Below are 19,567 nucleotides of genomic sequence, written 5' to 3' on the forward strand. Positions count from 1 at the left end.
GTAAAAATGTAATACACCATCTTTTTGCAAAGAAAAGGATTTTTTATGCGTGCTGATGCAGGTACTTTTCTCTGGTAGCAAGTCCGCCCCGGATGTGCCGTTCCGATTTGTTCAGATCCAGAACCTTTCGCGCCTCACCTGCAAGAGATGGGTTGATCTGGAGAAGACGTTCTGTTACATCTTTATGTATCGTACTCTTACTTACCCCAAACGCCACCGCCGTCTGCCTCACCGTCGCCTTATTTTCAATAATATAATAAGCAATCTCAACCGCTCTCTCCTCAATATAATCTTTCATAAAAACCCCTGCATAGTTTGTTTTTTTTACAATCTATGCAAAGGCGAAGGGATGTATGTCTGATTAAACTTCCTTCAAAAATATCTCATTCAATTTCTCCCAACTCACCTTTTTTCTTCCCCTAATTTTCCCGCTTTCTCTCTCAATCCTGCTATTTCACTCTCCAGATATTCATTCAACCTGTTTACCCTCGGAATCTTCTTTATCTCCGGTTCATGTATTTTTATTTTCAAAAGATCTTCCACTTCTGTTCTTACTTCATCCGGAAGTTCCGCCTCCACCAGTTCTGAAAATAGCATCGGCGGTGGAGACTCTTTCTCCAGAATCCACTGACCTGCCAGTAACGGACGTAATACATAAAAATATTTTTTTGCTTTCACCATTTCCGTTCTCAAATATTTTTTGTAGTTTCCTTCTGCCATACTGATATAATGATACAGACTGTGTTTCACAGAAAAATAATCACTCATCACTCTTCTCATTTCATCTGCAAATTCTGTTTCTATATAAATAATTGGCGATTTCAGCCACTCAAATAATGTCGGATTGGATTTATACATCAGCCGTAATGCTTTCTGTAAATCCCAGCCGTTAATATCCAGTAAATCATTGATCGGCTGTTCAATGACATCCCGCAAAGGATCCAGCTGTAAGTAATCTTCTCTTGTTCTCACATATAGAAACCTCACATCATAATCACTGTCTGGCGATGCGAATCCCCATGCCCTGCTTCCCGGCATGAACATCCGGCATAATTCTTTCTCTGTCAGCGTATAATCACACTTAAATGATGTAAGTGTTAAAATAACTTTTGCCACTTACATCATTTAATTTTAATAATAACGCATTTTAACTCGATATTCGAGTTGAACTTTCTTAAAATCCTGCCTTTTCAAAAGCATTATTGATTTGTTCCTCTGTGTATCCATAATAGCGCATCATTTCTGTCACTTCGCCTCTGGACTGTCCAGACGAGTTACTTCTCACATATGCTACCGCCTGTTCATCAAAATTGACATCCATATGATCTACCGCAAATGTAGCATCTTCTACGTTGAAGTAATCGAATCCAACCAAAATATCATTAATCAGATAGTCTCTTGATACATGCCAGGAATTTTCTTCTTCATATGCCCGGATAATCGCATTTTTCTGGCTATTCGTTAATTCAATCGTATACTCTTTTGTTTCCAGTTCCTTATTACATACTGTACATTGTATTGCCTGTGTCCCCGGAGTGACTGTCCCATCACGATTAATTTTATAGTCTTTTATTATCTTCCATTCTCCAGGTGTATGTTCCATCATAGGAATCTCTTCTACCAGACTTTTCCCACATCTTTTGCAAGTTGCTTCTTTTTCTCCCGCTTCGGTACAGGTTGCTTCTTTTATTGTAGACCATGTATCAGCCTTGTGACCTAACGCTTTTCCTTTTGTTTCTTTACATACGGAACAAATTTGCGGTTCCGTGCAAGTTGCATCCATCCACTGATGACCTAATGCTTCACCTTCCGTTTTCCCACATATACTGCAAGTTTTTGGTTTCGTGCATGTGGCGTCATCCCATCTGTGATAACATGTATAATATACTATAAATCCTGTTATTACTAATATAATTCCTGTTGCTACAATGATGATTGTCGTTTTCTTTTTGTTTTTCATATGCTTCAATTCTCCTTAATTATGGTTTTCTTTTTCCAGTTTGGTAATTATTTGATTTGCCCGTTCAATCAAATAATCTATCTGGTTTTTTTCTTCTACTAATTTCTGTACCTGCCGTTCAAGAGCATTTTTTACTACAACATTTGATGCATCAATAATGTCACTAATTTCTTTAATTGAAAATCCTAATTGCTGATAGAACTTTATTTCTGCAATTCTTTCCCTGGCTTTTTCATCATAAAGCAAATGCCCATACTTATTTCGACCTGTAGAAGCCACCAGTCCTGCTTTTTCATATCCTTGTAGAGCCCTCCTAGATACCCCCAATGTTTCGCATATTTCCCGCAGTGTCATACAATTTTTCCTTCTCTTTCTAGCCTATAGCTGCACGCAGCGTGCAGTCAAAGACTTTTATTTTGGAATTCTGGTTATCTTTTCCATCTTTCCTTGAAAGGGCATGTTTTTTTCGCGAATTAAAAAGACACCTGGCTTTTATGCCAGATGCCGTGTAAAAATAGTATTTAATTTTGATTAAAAATGTTGTCACACCAACATCATCTTATCTCTTATAATTACTTTTTCCAACAATCTCCTTTTTAAGTCTACCTTATCAAATACATTATTATTCTGTATATTAATTTTTTCAAAATACTTTATTAGAATAACTCTGGAAAACGAAGTTGACTACCGTACAACAAATTATTGTTCAGCGGGGCTACTCGTTTCTTTTTTATTGCCACTCAAATTTTATATCATAATCACCATTAGCTCCCGACAACATTCCTTTAAGCACCTCTTCAGCATTACTTTTAGCCATATCTAAAATACCTTTTTCTAAAGCACGTTGATACATTTCTTCCTTTAAATTCTTTTGAGCTTTATTCAAATCTTCTACCGTAATTGGATTAAAAATATTATTCGATTCATCTAATTTTTCAAAGGAATCATTATCAATTTCAATCCCAGTAATTTCCACTTCTGGTAGCCGAACAATAATTGTTTCTCCTTTCTGAGATACTTGTGTCTTGGTAAGATCTTTAATTCCAGCTTTTACAGTTCCATCATACTGCACAATAAAACTCTTCTCAGTAAATGGAATTTTCCAGTCTTTATATTTTTTTGAATCAGCCTGTGTTATTACATCTGTACACAAATAACTTCCCGTATTAAGTTCTGCAATATTTTCTAATTTTTCTTTAATTATTTCAACATCACTACTTGTTTCATGCTTAATTTCTATTCCTTCTTTTCTTTAGTTATTACCTTTTTTAGAAATCAATCTCATATTCCAAGTATCTTCTCGATTCATTTCTCACTTCGTTTACGACTATCGAATTTCCAGTACACTTCAGTCCTTTTAATATAGCATCTATTTTCACAGCCTCGCTTTCCTTTAACCCAGAAGAATTACTGAGTTTTATAGTTAATGTCTGACGTCTCAATGGCCCTTGCTCATCCATACGCATTTCAATAAGTTTTTGTACATTCGGATCATATTTCATATACTTGACCGTCGGTTTTACAGGAGCATGCCCTGAGCATTCCATTTCAGCCGCTATTTCAATTTTTGAATATTTGTTTTCTTCGCTTTTTTGTTCTGCACTAACATCTCCAACGGATTTTATTCCTACTTTTTTATTCGTTCTTCTTTCTGAAAATGCTGTTTTCTCTTCTTTATAAGTAACTCTGAAATGCTTTGCTCCAAGATCCTGTGCGATTTTCTGTAATTCACCAACACGTACCTGCTTCAAATAATCAAAATATTCATCAAGTACAATATAGTTGTCACTATCGACAGGATTAACATAATAAAATTCACTATCATAATTTGGATAAAATGATATTCCATATACATTCACAGAATCCCGAAAAATATTCATCAATCGCATCTCTTTAAAATCCGACCAGAATCCTATAGAACCTTTACATACTTCACTCTCTGAATATTTTTTATCCCTCTCTGTTATCCTTATCAGCTTCGGCATCTGATAATCATTCAAATCTTCTAAAACAATTGGTAACAATGTCTTTCGTTCCATTTGCCGTGCCTTTTCATCTGCTGTTTCTTTTAATGTCCGTGCACCTTTTTTCACAATATTACCAACTGAATTAGCCATTGCTGTAACATCTTCTAAATCAAATTTTCCATCATCGTTTTGATCAGCTATTTGAACCGCCTTATTTTTTGATTTTTCTAAAATGTCTTTTGCATTTTTCCCAACATTCGAAACCAATTTCCCAAACTTTTTTTCCATTCCTCTCCTCTGACAACTCTTGTCGCCTTTCTCCTCCTATCTTTCTCGCTTTATGCTTCTCTATGCTTCACTTAAGCAAAGTATAACATTTATTTTTCTGCGGTTCAATTCAAATAATATATGCTTTGTAATGCCTTGTAATGTTTTGCAAATCTAATTTTCATTCTATCTCTATATCTGCATATGTTTCATCAATTATTTCTTCCAGTAATTTTTTTGCCCCCTTAATATCACCTTTCTCTAATAATAATCGTGTATTTTTCAACTCTCTCAAAAGTTTTCTGCTATATGCACTAAACACAATATCTTTTTCTTCCATTTTTCTTTCCCTTCAAATAGTTGCTTTACCAAACTTTTTACGTTATCAATTTTAAGTATTATCCAACACTTATATATCCATTTATTACTTGTATTCTAAAAAATTAAAATAAATGGGATTCTGAGTTCACCTTACACCAGATCCCATTTATTTCTTCATTCTGTTTTTTTATTTATCATCTAACCTGATCACATATTTCATTTAATTCTTTTATTTTTCTCTCTCTTTTATTATGTATTTAATTTGTTCCTTGTAACTATATATTTCACCTTCTCTGTTATTTGGTTCCGGAACATTTCCATATTTTTCAATATGTCGTACAAATTTTCTCTGCTCTTCCAAATCCTGAATCTTTTCCCCGATACTTTTCACTTTCTGCTCAAAGTACTCTTCTCGTTCTTTTTTCGGCATTACCAGTATTTCCTTAATTTCCGACAATTGAAACCCCATCTCTTTATACCATAAAATTTCCCACAACTTCTCCATTGCTACTTCATCATACAAGCGATAATTCTCTTTTGACCGTTTTGCCGGCAATATACCTTCATCATCATAGTACTGTAATGTCCGCTTACTGATTCCAGACAGCCTGCTGACTTCTTCTACTTTTCTCACCACATTCTTTACCTTTCTCCGTAATTCTGAGGATACGCTATCACGCTAGCGTGATGGCAATACCAATTACGAAAGTCCTTTCCTCTGCTTTCATAAAAGAATGTGTTTATTTCGCGAATTCTCCAGATTGACTTTCCCCTCCTCATAAGTTATCCTTATCATAGTACGCCATGCTGACATATTTGCAGCACTGGTGAATTTTATTATTTTTACAGGTAAGGATTTGAGAAAATGAGTAAAACAAAAACAATCGACCTGACTTCCGGGCCGATTCTAAAGACGCTGGCAGAGCTGGCACTTCCGATCATGGCTTCCTCGCTGCTGGGGACAGCCTACAATATTACGGACATGGCATGGATAGGCATGCTGGGTTCCAAAGCCGTTGCCGGGGTGGGCGTTGGGGGAATGTACGTCTGGCTCTCACAAGGGCTCGTAGCACTTCCGCGAATGGGCGGACAGGTCAATGTCGCACAGGCCTGCGGACGCGGAGACTATGAACAGGCAAGGGGATATGCCGCTTCCGCTCTGCGACTTACATTTTTACTGGGAATTTTATTTGCTGCAGTATGTATCGTGTTTATTCATCCGCTGCTCGGCTTTTTTAACCTCGGAGATGCAGAAACTTATACCGCTGCGAAATTATATACACTGATCACCTGCGGACTGATTCTGTTTTCATTTTTAAATCTGACTCTGACCGGACTTTCTACTGCGCAGGGAGATTCCAAGACACCGCTTATGGCAAATCTTCTTGGACTGGTTGGTAATATGATCCTGGATCCGATTCTGATCCTCGGATTTGGACCATTTCCAAGGCTTGAGGTTGTTGGCGCTGCAGTTGCTACCGTGACCTCGCAGATACTGGTTCTGATCGTCATGCTGATTCGGATTATGCACTCTGATCTGGAACCAAATATTCTGCAAAATATGCATGTACTGTCGCGTTTCCCTGCAAAATACTACATCAGTATTTTTAAAATTGGATTTCCGACAGCAGTACAGAGCAGTATTTACTGCATGATTTCCATGATTCTCACACGAATGGTTTCTGCATTCGGGGCAGGTGCCATTGCCACACAGCGAGTCGGCGGACAGATTGAATCTGTTTCATGGAACACTGCTGACGGCTTTGCTGCTGCGTTAAATGCTTTCGTTGGTCAGAACTACGGTGCAAAGAAACCAGACCGTATTCGGAAAGGATATAATATTTCATTTAAAATCCTCGCTGTCTGGGGACTCATTGTAACCGGTGCTTTCGTATTCCTGCCAGGACCGATTGCTTCCCTTTTCTTCCACGAAAAAGATGTTCTGGCGATTGCGATCAACTATCTGATCATCATCGGATTCAGCGAAACCTTTATGACCATTGAGCTTATGACCATCGGCGCACTTTCCGGTCTTGGTATGACAAAGCTTTGCAGTATCATCAGCATTGTCCTCACCAGTGCCAGAATCCCACTTGCCATGATCCTCACTCAAACCAGCCTCGGTCTGAATGGTGTATGGTGGGCACTTACAATTACCTCTATCACCAAAGGAATTGTTTTCTACTTCACCTTCCACCACACCAGCAGACACCTACCTGACGCTAATGACAATTAATTTAACTACCCACCTTTTTTATTTTTTCCTGTTTTGTTTATTTCTTCTTCATATTTTTTTGATTTTTTTTAGAGTTTGAACATATTTCTGTCACAAATTATCTGTATACTAATAATCAGATAGTTGATAAAGTAACTATCTCCCCCCTCATAAAGTAGAAGCAGTCAGAATTCTGATTGCTGCACTTTACTCTCATTCCTTTTAGATAACAATAAAAACACCAAGAACCTCTCCATTATGGAGAGGTTCTTGCGTTGTGGATTTTTTTAATATTCTATAAACCTATCATTTTTATATTTTTAATCAGATTTTATAATTTCTTAACACTTTTGACACATTTTCATCGTATAGTAATAGATGGATAGTTGGGAAACAACTATCTCCCCCCTCATAAAGTGAGCGCAATCGGGCATGCCCGATTGCCGCACTTTGATTTTTACAGAATATTATTCTGGGACGAAGGTTATCCTCCGTCCCATATTTTATTTGTAAATGCAGTACCGTGTGCCCGGATATCTACCTGCACAGAACGTTAGTCACGGCCATTCATCATCAAATGAACTCAAACCTTTTACGTCCTTGCACGAATGTCTCTCTGGTACATCATACTTTTTATTCTTAATTACCGGAAAGGATTTATTATGAAACGCCCTACTTTACATAAACTTATTCTTTCAATTCTTTTATTTGCCATAAGTTTCCTTGCTCTTTTCACCAGCCACAAAAGCTCTGCATTTGCGGACTGGTATTCTTCCACCATTTACCCGCTTTTCGTTTCGTCCATCGGACGCTTTTTTGGAATCTTCCAATTTTCTGTTTCTGAAATTGGATTGTATATTTTTGTCATTCTTCTGTTTCTTTCCTTGATCCGAATGCTGATCAGCTCCATTTACAAAATGTATGCCCAAAAAAAGAACCCTGCCTGGCTCGGCTACGGTTCCTCACTCCTGCTTCTCTGCGGATGTCTGTTTACCATTTATACTTTTTTCTGCGGAATCAACTACGGACATACTTCATTTGCAGAAAAATATCACCTGGAATCCGGTCAGTATACTCAGGCTGAACTGACCTCTTTATGCAACGAACTGACTGATCAGTTAAATACACTTTCTGACTCTTTAGGCCGGGATTCTGACGGTCTTGCTGATATGGGTAAGGACCTGCAGGATCGTGCACGGGCTGCTATGTTCTCCCTCGGTGCTACCTACCCTGAACTTTCCGGATACTATCCACAGCCAAAAGGTCTTTTATTTCCGGCTTTTCTCTCGGTACAGAATCTTTCCGGGATCTATTCACCATTTACCATTGAGGCAAACTATAACTCCGCAATGGTTTCCTACAATCTTCCATTTACCATCTGTCACGAGCTTTCGCATCTGCGTGGATTTATGCAGGAGGAAGAAGCAAATTTTATCGGTTTTCTCGCCTGTGTAAATGCCGACGATACCGCCTTCAACTACAGCGGCTATCTTCTTGGCTGGATCTACGCAACCAATGAACTTTACGAAGCCGACTACGACACCTTTGTGGAAATCTACAACAGGCTTTCTGACAATGTAAAGGCAGATCTTTCGGCTAACAGCAGCTTCTGGAAGCGATATGACAGCAAGGTCGCCGAAGTATCTGGTCAGATCAATGACCACTATCTGAAAGCAAATGGTCAAAGTGACGGGATAAAAAGTTATGACCGGATGGTTGATCTGATGATCACCTGGTTCCGGTCAAAATAATTCTTTCTTATAAAGTTTACTCTTTCTCTCCAGCCTGAAACAGCATCTCTTTCAATACGTTTGCCGCCATGCTGTGAGGGCTGCTCTTATCTTCCACAAAACAGATTTCTCTTACCGGTGGTTCTTCCAATAGTGGAACCTGAATGACAATGCCCTGCTCGATCACTTCCTGTGCAAGCGGTTCCGGAATAAACCCGATTCCCAGATTCTGTCTTACCATCGGCAGAATCTGATCGATGGTTGCTGCTTCGGTATCTGCCGTCATTGCAATTCCATGCTCCAGAAAAAATCTGGTATAAAAATCATAAGTTGACGTGTTTTTCCCAAGGCAGATAAATGGATACTCCACCAGCTTTTTCAAACTTACCGGTTCTTTAAACATATCTTTGTACGCCGCATTCGCAACCAGAATTTCTTTAAATGAAAGAAGCGGAATTGCCTTTAAAGGCTTTTTCACCTCTGCCGGTGTAGATGCTACCGCAAAATCTGAAAGTCCGTTCCGAACCGTCTGTATCGCCTGTGGTGCTGTATAACTCGAAATGCGAAGTCTGATTTTAGGATACTTTCTTCTAAACTCTCCCAGCACCGGAAGCAGAAGCAAATGCAATGCAATCTCACTTACCCCGATCGTTACGGTTCCCTGTTCCAGCTTCTTTTCATTTTCAAGCTCTAGCTCTGCTGCATGCAAATGATCGTATGCAATTGCAACATGTGAATAAAGCCGTTCTCCCTCCGGTGTAAGCTCTGCTCCCCGGTTAGACCGGATAAATAATCTGCATCCAAGCTGACTTTCCAGATTGTGGATTGCCCTCGTTACATTCGGCTGATTACTCATCAGGATTGTCGCCGCCTGTGAAAAACTTTTATACTTTGCCGCATAATAAAAAATACGGTAATAATCATAGGTAACTTCCATCTTCCTGCTCCTTGTTCCGTATATCTCCGGCATATCCAGTGCCGCCTTTAACTGAACGGAATCGTAACCGGTGTACAGTCAAATTTTTCAAAATAACTGTCGGCCAGATGTTCCTCTTCGCCTTCGATCAGAAGATGCATCTTCTCTCCCATTCTTATCGTCATCAGTCCCACGATCGATTTGGCATCGATCTCGAAACGTCCTGTCACATCCTTTACCGTAATATCTGCATTCATCTTCTGGCAAACATTACAAAAAGTCATCAATTGTCCTGTAGTCATAAAACGTATATTCCTCTGTACCATAATAGGTCAACCCTCCGCAAGTCTTTTTTTCCTGATGTCTAGTTTACACAATATCGTACAATTTGAGAAATGTCTCTTTGAAATGTCTGATATGTCATTTGAATATATCAGTTGTTTCTTTATTTTACATACTACATAGCAGTTTGTCAACACTATCGGTCATTTAAATTTTTATATTCTCGATACTCTGCCAGTGGCATATATGCCGGACGAATAATCTTATCCACATTGATCAGCTCTTCCAGACGATGTGCACTCCATCCAACGATTCGCGCTGCGGCAAAGATCGGCGTATAAAGCTGCTCCGGAATTCCAAGCATATGGTAAACCAGTCCGCTGTAAAAATCGACATTTGCATTTACCCCTTTATACATCTTTCTTTTTTCGGCAATGATTTCCGGTGCCATATGTTCCACTTTCTCATAAAGTGCGTATTCTTTATCGTATCCTTTTTCATGTGCAAGCTGAGCCACAAATTTCTTGAAAATCTCAGCACGTGGATCAGATACTGAATAAATCGCATGACCCATTCCATAGATCAGACCTTTTTTATCAAACCTCTCCCTTGCAAGCAGACCTTCCAGATATGCTCTTACCTCATCGTCATCTTCCCAGTCTTTGACCTCTTCTTTCATATCAGCAAACATCTGCGTCACTTTGATGTTTGCACCACCGTGCTTCGGACCTTTTAACGATGCCATTGCAGCAGAAATTGTAGAATAGGTGTCTGTTCCGGACGAAGTGACAACGTGGGTAGTAAATGTAGAGTTATTTCCACCACCATGATCCATATGCAGCACAAGTGCCATATCCAGAATCCTTGCTTCCAGCTCCGTATACTGTCGGTCTTCACGAAGCATCATCAGAATATTTTCCGCGGTGGACTTCTGCGGATCCGGTGCATAGATGTACATATCCTGACCCTGACGATAATTGTATGCATGATATCCGTAGACCATCAGCATCGGAAATTCACTGATCAGGTTCAGACACTGTCTGAGAACATTCGGGATTGAAGTATCATCAGCTTTTTCATCGTAAGAATACAGATTCAGAATCGCCCTTGAAATATTGTTCATCATATCATGGCTCGGTGCCTTCATAATAACATCGCGCACAAAATTCGGCGGAAGTGTCCTTCTCTCCGTCAGTGTCTCATGAAACCCATCCAGCTGTACAACCGTCGGAAGTTCACCAAAAAGAAGCAGATATGCAATTTCTTCATATCCAAAATGATCCGCATCCAGGAATCCACGAACCAGATCCTTGATGTTATAGCCTCGATAATACAAATTACCGGCACACGGAACTTCTTCGCCATTTACAATCTTTTTGGCACATACATCGGAAATGTTGGTAAGTCCCGCAAGGACTCCTTTTCCGTTTACATCACGGAGACCTCTTTTTACATCATGCTTTACAAAAAGTTCTTTGTCGATCCCGGTATTCGCTTCACATAATCCGGCAAGTTCCTTGATTTTCGGCGAAATATCAAACAGAATGCTATCCAGATCTTTCGCACTGTTCACTGAATTTGTCATACACCTACTCCTTTCTGTTAAAGACTCTGCAAATACTGCAGAAAGTATGAATGAAGGACGGAAACACGCACTTTTAGCATCGTCCCCCGTCCCTTCTTCTTATTTGTAAACTACTTACTACTTGTTGGAAAATATGGTCTCAATGAATCTGCCACACTGCTAATCGGCATTGTCTGAAGCCATACATGTCCCGGTCCTGTAATAACCGTATTAAATAATCCTTCTCCGCCAAAGACAATATTCTTAAGTCCCGGCACAGTCTGGATATCCATCTGGCATGTTACACTCATCGCTGCCAAATAACCGGAATCAATCACGATCTGCTGCCCCGGTTGTAATTCGTATTCTACCACATGTCCATCGAATTCTGCAAATACAATTCCATTTCCGGATACCTTCTGCAAGATAAATCCTTCTCCTCCAAATAGTCCTGAAGCCACTTTCTTGTGAAAATGAACAGATATATTTACTCCAGGTTCGCCAGCAAGGAATGCTTTTTTCTGAAAAATATATTCTTGCCCCGGTCCGATTTCAAATGCCTTGATCGAACCCGGAAAGCTGGATGCAAATGCGATCAGTCCATTCCCGCCCTGTGCGGTATAGATATTCTGGAACATCGCTTCTCCAGAGAACATTCTTCCAAATGCTTTTCCAAATCCTCCATTTGTCGAAGTCTCCATCTTCATATTCGGAGACATCCATGCCATGGATCCCCGCTCTGTAATCATCCGCTCGCCAGCTTCCAGATGGCAGATCACTACCGGAAGGGTATCACCCTTGATTTCATACCTCATGCTCCATTTCCTCCTTTATAATATTAGTCAGTCTGGCAAATTCTTCCAGATCCAGTGCTTCTCCCCGGACACTGCTTCCTTTTCCGAGTTTCTCTATCGCAGCAGTAATGACTTCCTTCGAAAGATTCAGCTCTCCTGAATTCTTAAGGCCATTTGCCAAAGTCTTCCTCCTCTGATTAAAGGATGCCCGTATAAGGCGGAACATCAGCTTTTCATCCATAACCTCTACCGGAGGCTTCTGATGTCTTGTCAGGCGGATTACTGCTGAGCCGACTGCCGGACGCGGCATGAAACAGTTCGGGGGTACATTTGCAACAATATACGGCTCTGCATAATACTGTACAGCAAGTGAAAGTGCACCATAATCCTTTGTTCCCGGTCCTACCTGCATACGGTCAGCCACTTCTTTCTGTACCATAACCGTAATACTCTCAAGCGGCACATGGCTTTCAAATAAGCCCATGATGATCGGTGTCGTTATATAATATGGAAGATTCGCAACCACCTTGATCGGCCGTCCTCCGTTCTTCTCCTTTGCAAGTGCTGCAATATCCACCTTCAGGATATCTTCATTGATGATTGATACGTTGTCATATTCTTTCAGCGTGTCTTCAAGAATTGGAATCAGCGCACGGTCTATCTCAACTGCAGTTACTTCTCTTGCCGCACAGGCAAGGTACTGTGTCATCGTCCCGATTCCAGGGCCGATCTCCAACACGTAATCATCCTTTGTGATCTCGGCTGCACGAATGATCTTATCCAGCACATGCTCATCGATCAGAAAGTTCTGTCCAAATTTTTTCTGAAAATTAAAATTATATTTTTGCAGAATCTCAATGGTATTCTGCGGATTTCCAAGTGTAGGTGTTTTCATCTGTTATTCTCCTGATTATTCATTGCCTGCGTCTTAGATGCCGTACAGATCTCTCGCATTTTTCTCTGTCACAGCGATCACTTCTTCCGGACTCATCTCTTTTAATTCTGCAATTTTCTCAGCCACATACCGGATATAAGAAGACTGATTCCGTTTGCCACGGTACGGCTCCGGTGCCATATACGGGCAGTCTGTCTCCAGCACGATCTTCTCGATCGGGATCGCAGCTGCGACATCTTTTAATTTCTTTGCATTCTTAAATGTGACGACTCCACCGATTCCAATATAGAATCCCATCTTCACATATTCTTCAGCCATTTCACGTGAATAGGAATAGCAGTGAATAACTCCGCCAAGCCCCTGTGCATAATTTTTCATGATATACATGGTATCTGCGGCAGCTTCCCTGCTGTGGATAATTACTGGTTTCTTTACTTCTCCCGCGAGCTCCAGCTGGCGGATAAACCACTTCTGCTGTACCTCATGCGGTTCATTATCCCAATAATAATCCAGACCGATCTCTCCGACTGCAACCACTTTTTTGTTACAGCAGAGTTCTTTCATGTGCTGGATCTTATCTTCGTTAAGTTCTCCAACCTCATCCGGATGCACACCGATTGCAGCATAAACATGTGGATACTTTCCGGCAAGTGTCAAAACCTTCTCACAGGATTCATAAGTCGCACTTACATCCACGATTGTTCCGACTCCAAAATCCGGCATAGATTTTAAAAGCTCATCCCGGTCCCCGTCAAACTGTTCATCATCATAATGTGCATGTGTATCAAATATCATTTCCTTCGTCTCGCTTTCTTTTTACTGACTGCTCTCAGATGCTCTAAGTATACCACACATTCTTAGCCGCTGAATAGTCACTTTTTTTACTTGCTTATCCTGTTTCTTCTATGTATACTATAGATAGTGCAAATAGATCACATCTGCAAATGTATGGGGAATATATTTCTGAAGATTCTGATCAGATATTATAGGAGGATTTTAAAATGAAAGTATTTGACACTGTAAACAATGTCGAGCTGGAAGCCGACACAAAGAAACTTGTAGACATTATGGTAGACGGACGCCAGGTTGATGTATACCTGAAAGAAAAGAAGTCTGATGAAGACGGATACATGAGCTGGGATGTAGAGCATTGGTCAGCAATCGACAAAAAGCGTTTCATCCGCTGCTACTCTCTGGAAGGTCGTGTCCTCAGCGAGTCTACTGGTCACAACATCTATGACCTTTACAATGAATTCAAACCGGAAGATGCTTTAAAGGTAGAGCTCAGCTAATCTCTGCTGTATTCTACATAAGACGGTAATGAAATTCCGGACGGGCAGAATTTTCTGTCCGTCTTTTATTGTACAAAAATGTACTCTGATTCTGCACAATGTCTTTTCTGAGATACTTTTTCATTTCCTCTTGTCAAATCCGGCATACCGCGCTATAATTCTATTTGTACAAATTCATATGTACCAGGGAGCTGGAGATTGCCGGCTGAGAGGGGATTTATTTATCCCGACCTGTAACCTGATTTGGATAATGCCAACGGAGGGAATGTATACCATGTATTTGATAGAGATGCCTCCGCATCTTTTATTTTTCACATGACATATCAGGAACACGAAGATGATGTGTTCAGTGATTACGGACAGCAGGAACTCCACTCAGGTGTGGGGTTCCTTTTTTGTGTATACAATGAGACAGGAAGTTCATTTTGAAAGGAGAACTCTACTATGAAACAAAATAATACAACAAAGAAACTCGCACTTGCCGGTGTTCTCACCGCGCTTGCAATCGTCGGAAGCTTTATCAGTGTACCGGTTGCCGGAAGCAACTGCGCTCCGGTACAGCATATGGTCAACATTCTTGCCGCCGTAACACTTGGTCCTGCATGGGGCGTTGGCATTGCATTCTGTGCAAGTTTACTCCGCAATCTGCTCGGCCTCGGAAGCCTTATGGCTTTCCCTGGAAGCATGGTCGGTGCTTTATGCTGTGGTCTTGTCTACAAAAAATGCCACATCTTAAGTCTTACCTGCCTTGCCGAAGCGATCGGAACCGGATTCCTTGGCGCACTTGCCGCTTATCCGGTTGCTTTGTATCTGATGGGAATTGCGCCGGCAGGACTTTTCGTTTATGTCGTTCCATTCCTTATTTCCACTGTCGCAGGAAGCATCCTTGCTTTCATCCTGATCACAGTTCTGGAAAAAGGCGGCGTTATGTCACAGATCAAAGAAGCATAATCATCATTCATTCTTACAGCACTCTGCTGTAAATGAAACCGCGTTACACCGGGGACACCACCTTGTATCGCGTAATAAAAGGCAGAGATTTTCAAATAAAATCCTGTTCATTGCCGGAAATTTTCCGACAAAGGCGTTAGCAATTCTATCATTTCGAACTGGAAGTGTACCCATCAGGCTGTGTCTGGTTTTTTTCGTGTACGCTGTCCGTGTTTTGCTGACGCCAGGCAGACTTTTACTTAAATTCTGCCGTTACTTTGTGAGATTCACACAAAAAGAATTGGAGGCAAAACAACATGAGAAATTACACAACCCAGATGGACGCTGCCAGAAAAGGAATTCTGACTCCGGAAATCGAAACTGTAGCAAAAAAAGAACATATGCCGGTTGAAAAACTGATGCAGCTTGTCGCAGAAGGCAAGGTTGCCATCTGTGCCAACAAGAACCATACCTGCCTTGATCCGGAAGGTGTCGGAAGCATGCTTCGTACCAAGATCAATGTTAACTTAGGTGTTTCCCGCGACTGCAAAGACTATGATATTGAAATGCAAAAAGTTATGAGTGCCGTTAATCTCGGCGCAGAAGCAATCATGGATCTTTCCAGCCATGGTAATACCCAGCCATTCCGCCAGAAGCTGACTCACGAATGCCCGGCTATGATCGGAACCGTACCGGTTTATGACAGTGTTATTCATTATCAGAGAGACCTGGCAACTCTTACTGCACAGGATTTTATTGATGTTGTCCGTCTTCATGCTGAGGATGGCGTGGACTTCGTCACACTTCACTGTGGAATCACAAGAAAAACCATCGAACAGATCAAAAAACATAAACGTAAAATGAACATCGTAAGCCGTGGAGGAAGTCTTGTCTTTGCATGGATGTGCATGACCGGAGAAGAAAACCCATTCTATGAACATTACGATGAAATCCTCGACATCTGCGAAGAATACGACGTAACTATTTCTCTTGGTGATGCCTGCCGTCCGGGATGTCTTGCCGACGCAACAGATGTCTGTCAGATTGAAGAACTTGTACGTCTCGGAGAATTGACCAAACGTGCATGGGATCATAATGTACAGGTTATGGTAGAAGGACCTGGACATGTGCCGCTGGATCAGGTTGCTGCCAACATGAAAGTACAGCAGAGCATCTGCATGGGCGCACCGTTCTATGTACTCGGACCTCTGGTAACAGATATCGCTCCTGGATATGACCATATCACAGCTGCCATCGGTGGAGCTGTTGCCGCTATGAGCGGAGCTGCTTTCCTTTGCTACGTTACACCGGCAGAACATCTTGCTCTTCCAAACGTAGAAGATACCAAACAGGGAATCATTGCTTCTAAGATTGCAGCCCATGCCGCTGATATTGCAAAAGGTATCCCACATGCACGTGATATCGATGACAAGATGGCAGATGCACGCCGTGTTCTTGACTGGGATGCACAGTACGCCTGCGCTCTCGATCCTGAAACAGCAAAGGCAATCCGTGACAGTCGTAAACCAGAAGATGACCACAGCGATACCTGCAGTATGTGCGGAAAATTCTGTGCTGTAAGAAGTATGAACAAAGCACTTGCCGGAGAATATATTGATATTCTGTAAACTTAAAGATTACTTGCAAAAGAAGAGAATCGGAAATTATCCGGTTCTTTTCTTTTTCACTAATTTTCGCTCTATTTGTTCTATAAAATATAGCACTTTGCCAGTGGTAAATTTTCGGGTTTGATGTATAATTATTACACAGCAAAAAGGATGCAACGGGAGGGAAAAGTTTATGAAAAATAAAATAATGTGGAAAGATGTTACTCTTATTGTACTTGCTATTCTCCTTATTTTTTCTATGTGCAGAATACATACACTCAAACAGTCGAACAAAAAACTGTATTCACAAAATCTGGAGCTGAATCACCAGCTTGCCACACTGAAAGAAAAGAATGCAGGTTTAGAATCAAAGCTGAACAGCGAAGAAAGTATCACAGATGAAAAAAAATCAGACAATTCTCAACATTAAAAATTGAGGAGAAGTTTCCAGATCCTGGATTCTTCTCCTCGTTTTTATTTATCCAATCATTTAATTAACAGATCTCTGCTCCTGCCGGCATCTTCTTCTCCGGTGTCATCAGCGCAAGATTACCATCTGCATCTTCTGCGCAGAGCAGCATACCTTCTGAAAGCACTCCGGCGAGTTTTGCAGGTTTCAGGTTCACAAGAACCATAACCTTCTTACCTACCATTTCTTCCGGTGTATAGTGTGCTTTGATTCCGGAAACGATCTGTTTTACCTGACTTCCGATCTTAACCTGGGAGCAGAGAAGCTTCTTGGATTTCTTGACTGCTTCGCAGGAAATGATCTCGCCTACCTGGAACTGCATCTTTTCAAAATCTTCAAAAGTGATCTCCGGTTTTGCTTCGATGTCGATTCCTTCTTCTTCTTCTTCCTCTTCCTTTTCTTCTTTAACCTTTGGATGAAGCTCTTCTACTTTTTTCATGACTTCTTCCAGGTCGAGTCTCTGGAACAGGATTTCCGGTTTTTCTACCACATGTCCGCCACCAAGCTGTGCCAGGATCTTTTCAGCTGTTTCCGGCATGAAAGATTCAAGCAGTTTTGCACCTTCGGAAATGCTTTGGATCAGATTCCACAGAACTGTTTCCAGACGATCCTTCTTGTCTTCTTCTTTTGCCAGTGCCCACGGCATGGTCTCATCGATATATTTGTTGCAGCGTTTGAACAGATTGAAGATTTCTGTGATTGCATCTGCTACACGCAGCTCCTTCATTTTTGCTTCTACTGCCTTTGGTGTATTTTCTGTCACAGCTTTCAGATCTGCATCTACTTCTTCTGTCACACCTTTATCAGTAACTGTACCGCCAAAATATTTGTTTGTCATAGAAATGGTACGATTTACAAGGTTTCCAAGTGTATTGGCAAGATCGGAATTCAGTCTTTCTACCATCAGCTCCCAGGAGATTACGCCATCATTTTCAAACGGCATCTCATGCAGAACAAAGTAACGAACCGCATCTACGCCAAAGAAATCTACGAGTTCATCTGCATAGAGTACATTTCCTTTTGATTTACTCATCTTTCCATCGCCCTGAAGAAGCCACGGATGTCCAAATACCTGCTTCGGAAGCGGAAGTCCAAGTGCCATCAGGAAGATCGGCCAGTAAATCGTATGGAAACGGATGATATCTTTTCCGATCAGATGAAGGTCTGCCGGCCAGTTCTTATTGAACATTTCATCGCTTTCACCATCACAGTGATATCCGATACCAGTGATATAGTTGGTAAGTGCATCAAGCCATACATAAACAACATGCTTCGGATCAAAGTCTACCGGAATTCCCCATTTAAAAGAAGTTCTGGATACACAAAGATCCTGAAGTCCCGGAAGAAGGAAGTTGTTCATCATCTCATTCTTACGTGCTACCGGCTGGATAAATTCCGGATGTGTATTGATATATTCAATCAGTCTGTCTGCATATTTGCTCATCTTGAAGAAGTATGCTTCTTCTTTTGCAGGCTGTACCGGGCGTCCGCAGTCCGGACATTTTCCATCTACAAGCTGGGATTCTGTGAAGAAGGATTCGCATGGAGTACAGTACATTCCTTCGTAGTGTCCTTTGTAAATATCTCCCTGGTCATACAGTTTCTTGAATATCTTCTGTACTTCTTTCTCATGATAATCATCCGTTGTACGGATAAATTTGTCATAAGAAGTGTTCATCAGATCCCAGATTCTCTTAATCTCCCCGGATACGTTATCTACAAATTCCTTTGGTGTAACACCTGCTTCTTCTGCTTTTAATTCAATTTTCTGTCCATGCTCGTCAGTTCCTGTCTGGAAAAATACATCATATCCCTGACTTCTCTTATAACGTGCAATTGCGTCTGCCAGCACGATCTCGTATGTGTTACCGATATGTGGCTTGCCTGATGTATAGGCAATTGCAGTTGTAATATAATATTTTGGTTTGTCTGCCATGATTCTTTATCTCCTTTTTCTATAAATTAAAAATAGTGCACATCTCTGGCACGTAGTGCCTTTTATTTAACAAAGACTTCCTGTTAAATAAAAAACCGCCTTCTATAAAATATAGAAGACGGGATTATTGCCGTGTTACCACTTCTCTTCATCCTTCCCTCACAAGAAGAATCTCACCGGGTACAGTCTGCTGTTTTTGGCAGTCCATATCTGCACTCGCCGCTGTAACGGGCGGAACCCATCGCATGCTTGCACTGGAAACTGATTCGTTGCTTCCTTATGTTCACCTGCGCTGCTCAGAAGCCATCTTCAGTCTTTCTCCAGCCATCCCTCTCAGCCTCTGCGGGACTTCTCTGTAAACATTCAAAAGACCTACTCTCTTCGTCATCGCTTTTCCCATATCAAAAAAATCGTATCACAGA

The 19,567-nt window shown here is 41.0% G+C and carries 21 protein-coding genes and 1 riboswitch; of the genes, 6 read left to right on the top strand and 15 right to left on the bottom strand.

Going from position 1 to position 19,567, the window contains the following annotated elements:
* Window positions 1-43 precede the first annotated feature (43 nt).
* The 8 genes from spoIIID to PGR14_RS09200 all read right to left on the bottom strand — a co-directional run bounded on the left by spoIIID (window position 44) and on the right by PGR14_RS09200 (window position 5,152).
* Window positions 44-298, bottom strand: a complete 255-nt coding sequence (gene spoIIID / locus PGR14_RS09165; protein ID WP_055155744.1) for a sporulation transcriptional regulator SpoIIID — start codon at window positions 296-298, stop codon at window positions 44-46.
* 104 nt (window positions 299-402) lie between these two features.
* Window positions 403-1,116, bottom strand: coding sequence for a nucleotidyltransferase domain-containing protein (locus tag PGR14_RS09170; protein ID WP_055248175.1), 714 nt, complete (start codon window positions 1,114-1,116; stop codon window positions 403-405).
* 58 nt (window positions 1,117-1,174) lie between these two features.
* Window positions 1,175-1,960, bottom strand: a complete 786-nt coding sequence (locus PGR14_RS09175; RefSeq protein WP_055248174.1) for a hypothetical protein — start codon at window positions 1,958-1,960, stop codon at window positions 1,175-1,177.
* A gap of 15 nt (window positions 1,961-1,975) precedes the next feature.
* Window positions 1,976-2,314, bottom strand: coding sequence for a MerR family transcriptional regulator (locus PGR14_RS09180; protein ID WP_055248172.1), 339 nt, complete (start codon window positions 2,312-2,314; stop codon window positions 1,976-1,978).
* Window positions 2,315-2,690: 376 nt separating this feature from the next.
* A complete protein-coding gene (locus PGR14_RS09185; RefSeq protein WP_082428300.1) occupies window positions 2,691-3,200 on the bottom strand; it encodes a DUF4230 domain-containing protein in 510 nt (169 codons plus the stop codon).
* A gap of 28 nt (window positions 3,201-3,228) precedes the next feature.
* Window positions 3,229-4,215, bottom strand: coding sequence for a hypothetical protein (locus PGR14_RS09190; protein WP_055248167.1), 987 nt, complete (start codon window positions 4,213-4,215; stop codon window positions 3,229-3,231).
* Window positions 4,216-4,375: 160 nt separating this feature from the next.
* Window positions 4,376-4,534 (bottom strand): hypothetical protein, encoded by a 159-nt coding sequence (locus PGR14_RS09195; RefSeq protein WP_156337650.1) that lies wholly within the window; start codon window positions 4,532-4,534, stop codon window positions 4,376-4,378.
* Window positions 4,535-4,744: 210 nt separating this feature from the next.
* The gene (locus tag PGR14_RS09200) at window positions 4,745-5,152 is read right to left on the bottom strand and encodes a MerR family transcriptional regulator (protein WP_055248165.1); all 408 of its coding nucleotides are present in this window, start codon (window positions 5,150-5,152) and stop codon (window positions 4,745-4,747) included.
* A 228-nt stretch (window positions 5,153-5,380) separates the two neighbouring features.
* On the opposite strand from PGR14_RS09200, the gene PGR14_RS09205 reads away from it, so the two are divergent.
* Together PGR14_RS09205 and PGR14_RS09210 are read left to right on the top strand one after the other, a co-directional pair.
* Entirely contained in the window at window positions 5,381-6,751 is a 1,371-nt protein-coding gene (locus tag PGR14_RS09205) for an MATE family efflux transporter (RefSeq protein ID WP_055155742.1), read from the top strand.
* A gap of 641 nt (window positions 6,752-7,392) precedes the next feature.
* A complete protein-coding gene (locus PGR14_RS09210) occupies window positions 7,393-8,481 on the top strand; it encodes a DUF3810 domain-containing protein (protein ID WP_242856274.1) in 1,089 nt (362 codons plus the stop codon).
* A 16-nt stretch (window positions 8,482-8,497) separates the two neighbouring features.
* On the opposite strand, the gene PGR14_RS09215 is transcribed toward PGR14_RS09210, so the two are convergent.
* From PGR14_RS09215 to PGR14_RS09240, 6 genes are all read right to left on the bottom strand, one after another.
* On the bottom strand, window positions 8,498-9,397 hold the full coding sequence (locus PGR14_RS09215) for a LysR family transcriptional regulator (protein WP_008374087.1): 900 nt from the start codon (window positions 9,395-9,397) through the stop codon (window positions 8,498-8,500).
* A gap of 47 nt (window positions 9,398-9,444) precedes the next feature.
* Window positions 9,445-9,702: an HPr family phosphocarrier protein gene (locus PGR14_RS09220; protein WP_055155739.1), complete on the bottom strand. Its 258-nt coding sequence runs from the start codon at window positions 9,700-9,702 to the stop codon at window positions 9,445-9,447.
* Window positions 9,703-9,854: 152 nt separating this feature from the next.
* Window positions 9,855-11,243, bottom strand: a complete 1,389-nt coding sequence (locus PGR14_RS09225; RefSeq protein ID WP_008374090.1) for a citrate/2-methylcitrate synthase — start codon at window positions 11,241-11,243, stop codon at window positions 9,855-9,857.
* Between the two features lie 110 nt (window positions 11,244-11,353).
* Window positions 11,354-12,037, bottom strand: a complete 684-nt coding sequence (locus tag PGR14_RS09230) for a TIGR00266 family protein (protein WP_055248162.1) — start codon at window positions 12,035-12,037, stop codon at window positions 11,354-11,356.
* Window positions 12,027-12,911, bottom strand: a complete 885-nt coding sequence (gene rsmA / locus PGR14_RS09235; protein WP_008374094.1) for a 16S rRNA (adenine(1518)-N(6)/adenine(1519)-N(6))-dimethyltransferase RsmA — start codon at window positions 12,909-12,911, stop codon at window positions 12,027-12,029. The genes PGR14_RS09230 and rsmA overlap by 11 nt, the downstream gene beginning before the upstream one ends.
* A 33-nt stretch (window positions 12,912-12,944) precedes the next feature.
* Window positions 12,945-13,706: a TatD family hydrolase gene (locus tag PGR14_RS09240; RefSeq protein ID WP_270223290.1), complete on the bottom strand. Its 762-nt coding sequence runs from the start codon at window positions 13,704-13,706 to the stop codon at window positions 12,945-12,947.
* A 206-nt stretch (window positions 13,707-13,912) separates the two neighbouring features.
* Between PGR14_RS09240 and PGR14_RS09245 the strand changes: the two genes are divergently transcribed.
* The 4 genes from PGR14_RS09245 (at window position 13,913) to PGR14_RS09260 (ending at window position 17,170) form a co-directional block, all read left to right on the top strand.
* Window positions 13,913-14,203 (top strand): hypothetical protein, encoded by a 291-nt coding sequence (locus tag PGR14_RS09245; RefSeq protein WP_022220418.1) that lies wholly within the window; start codon window positions 13,913-13,915, stop codon window positions 14,201-14,203.
* A gap of 174 nt (window positions 14,204-14,377) precedes the next feature.
* A riboswitch (TPP riboswitch) is annotated at window positions 14,378-14,485 on the top strand.
* A gap of 162 nt (window positions 14,486-14,647) precedes the next feature.
* Window positions 14,648-15,154 carry an energy coupling factor transporter S component ThiW gene (thiW, locus tag PGR14_RS09250; protein WP_270223291.1) on the top strand — a complete coding sequence of 169 codons (507 nt, stop codon included), beginning with the start codon at window positions 14,648-14,650 and terminating at the stop codon, window positions 15,152-15,154.
* Between the two features lie 296 nt (window positions 15,155-15,450).
* Window positions 15,451-16,761, top strand: a complete 1,311-nt coding sequence (thiC, locus tag PGR14_RS09255; protein WP_195250744.1) for a phosphomethylpyrimidine synthase ThiC — start codon at window positions 15,451-15,453, stop codon at window positions 16,759-16,761.
* Between the two features lie 172 nt (window positions 16,762-16,933).
* On the top strand, window positions 16,934-17,170 hold the full coding sequence (locus tag PGR14_RS09260) for a hypothetical protein (RefSeq protein ID WP_055155736.1): 237 nt from the start codon (window positions 16,934-16,936) through the stop codon (window positions 17,168-17,170).
* Between the two features lie 64 nt (window positions 17,171-17,234).
* Here PGR14_RS09260 and metG read toward each other — a convergent pair whose 3' ends face one another.
* Window positions 17,235-19,145, bottom strand: coding sequence for a methionine--tRNA ligase (gene metG, locus PGR14_RS09265; protein WP_270223293.1), 1,911 nt, complete (start codon window positions 19,143-19,145; stop codon window positions 17,235-17,237).
* Window positions 19,146-19,567 lie beyond the last annotated feature (422 nt).

Source organism: Coprococcus sp. AF99-45 (assembly GCF_027663865.1).
Taxonomy (GTDB): domain Bacteria; phylum Bacillota; class Clostridia; order Lachnospirales; family Lachnospiraceae; genus Allocoprococcus; species Allocoprococcus comes.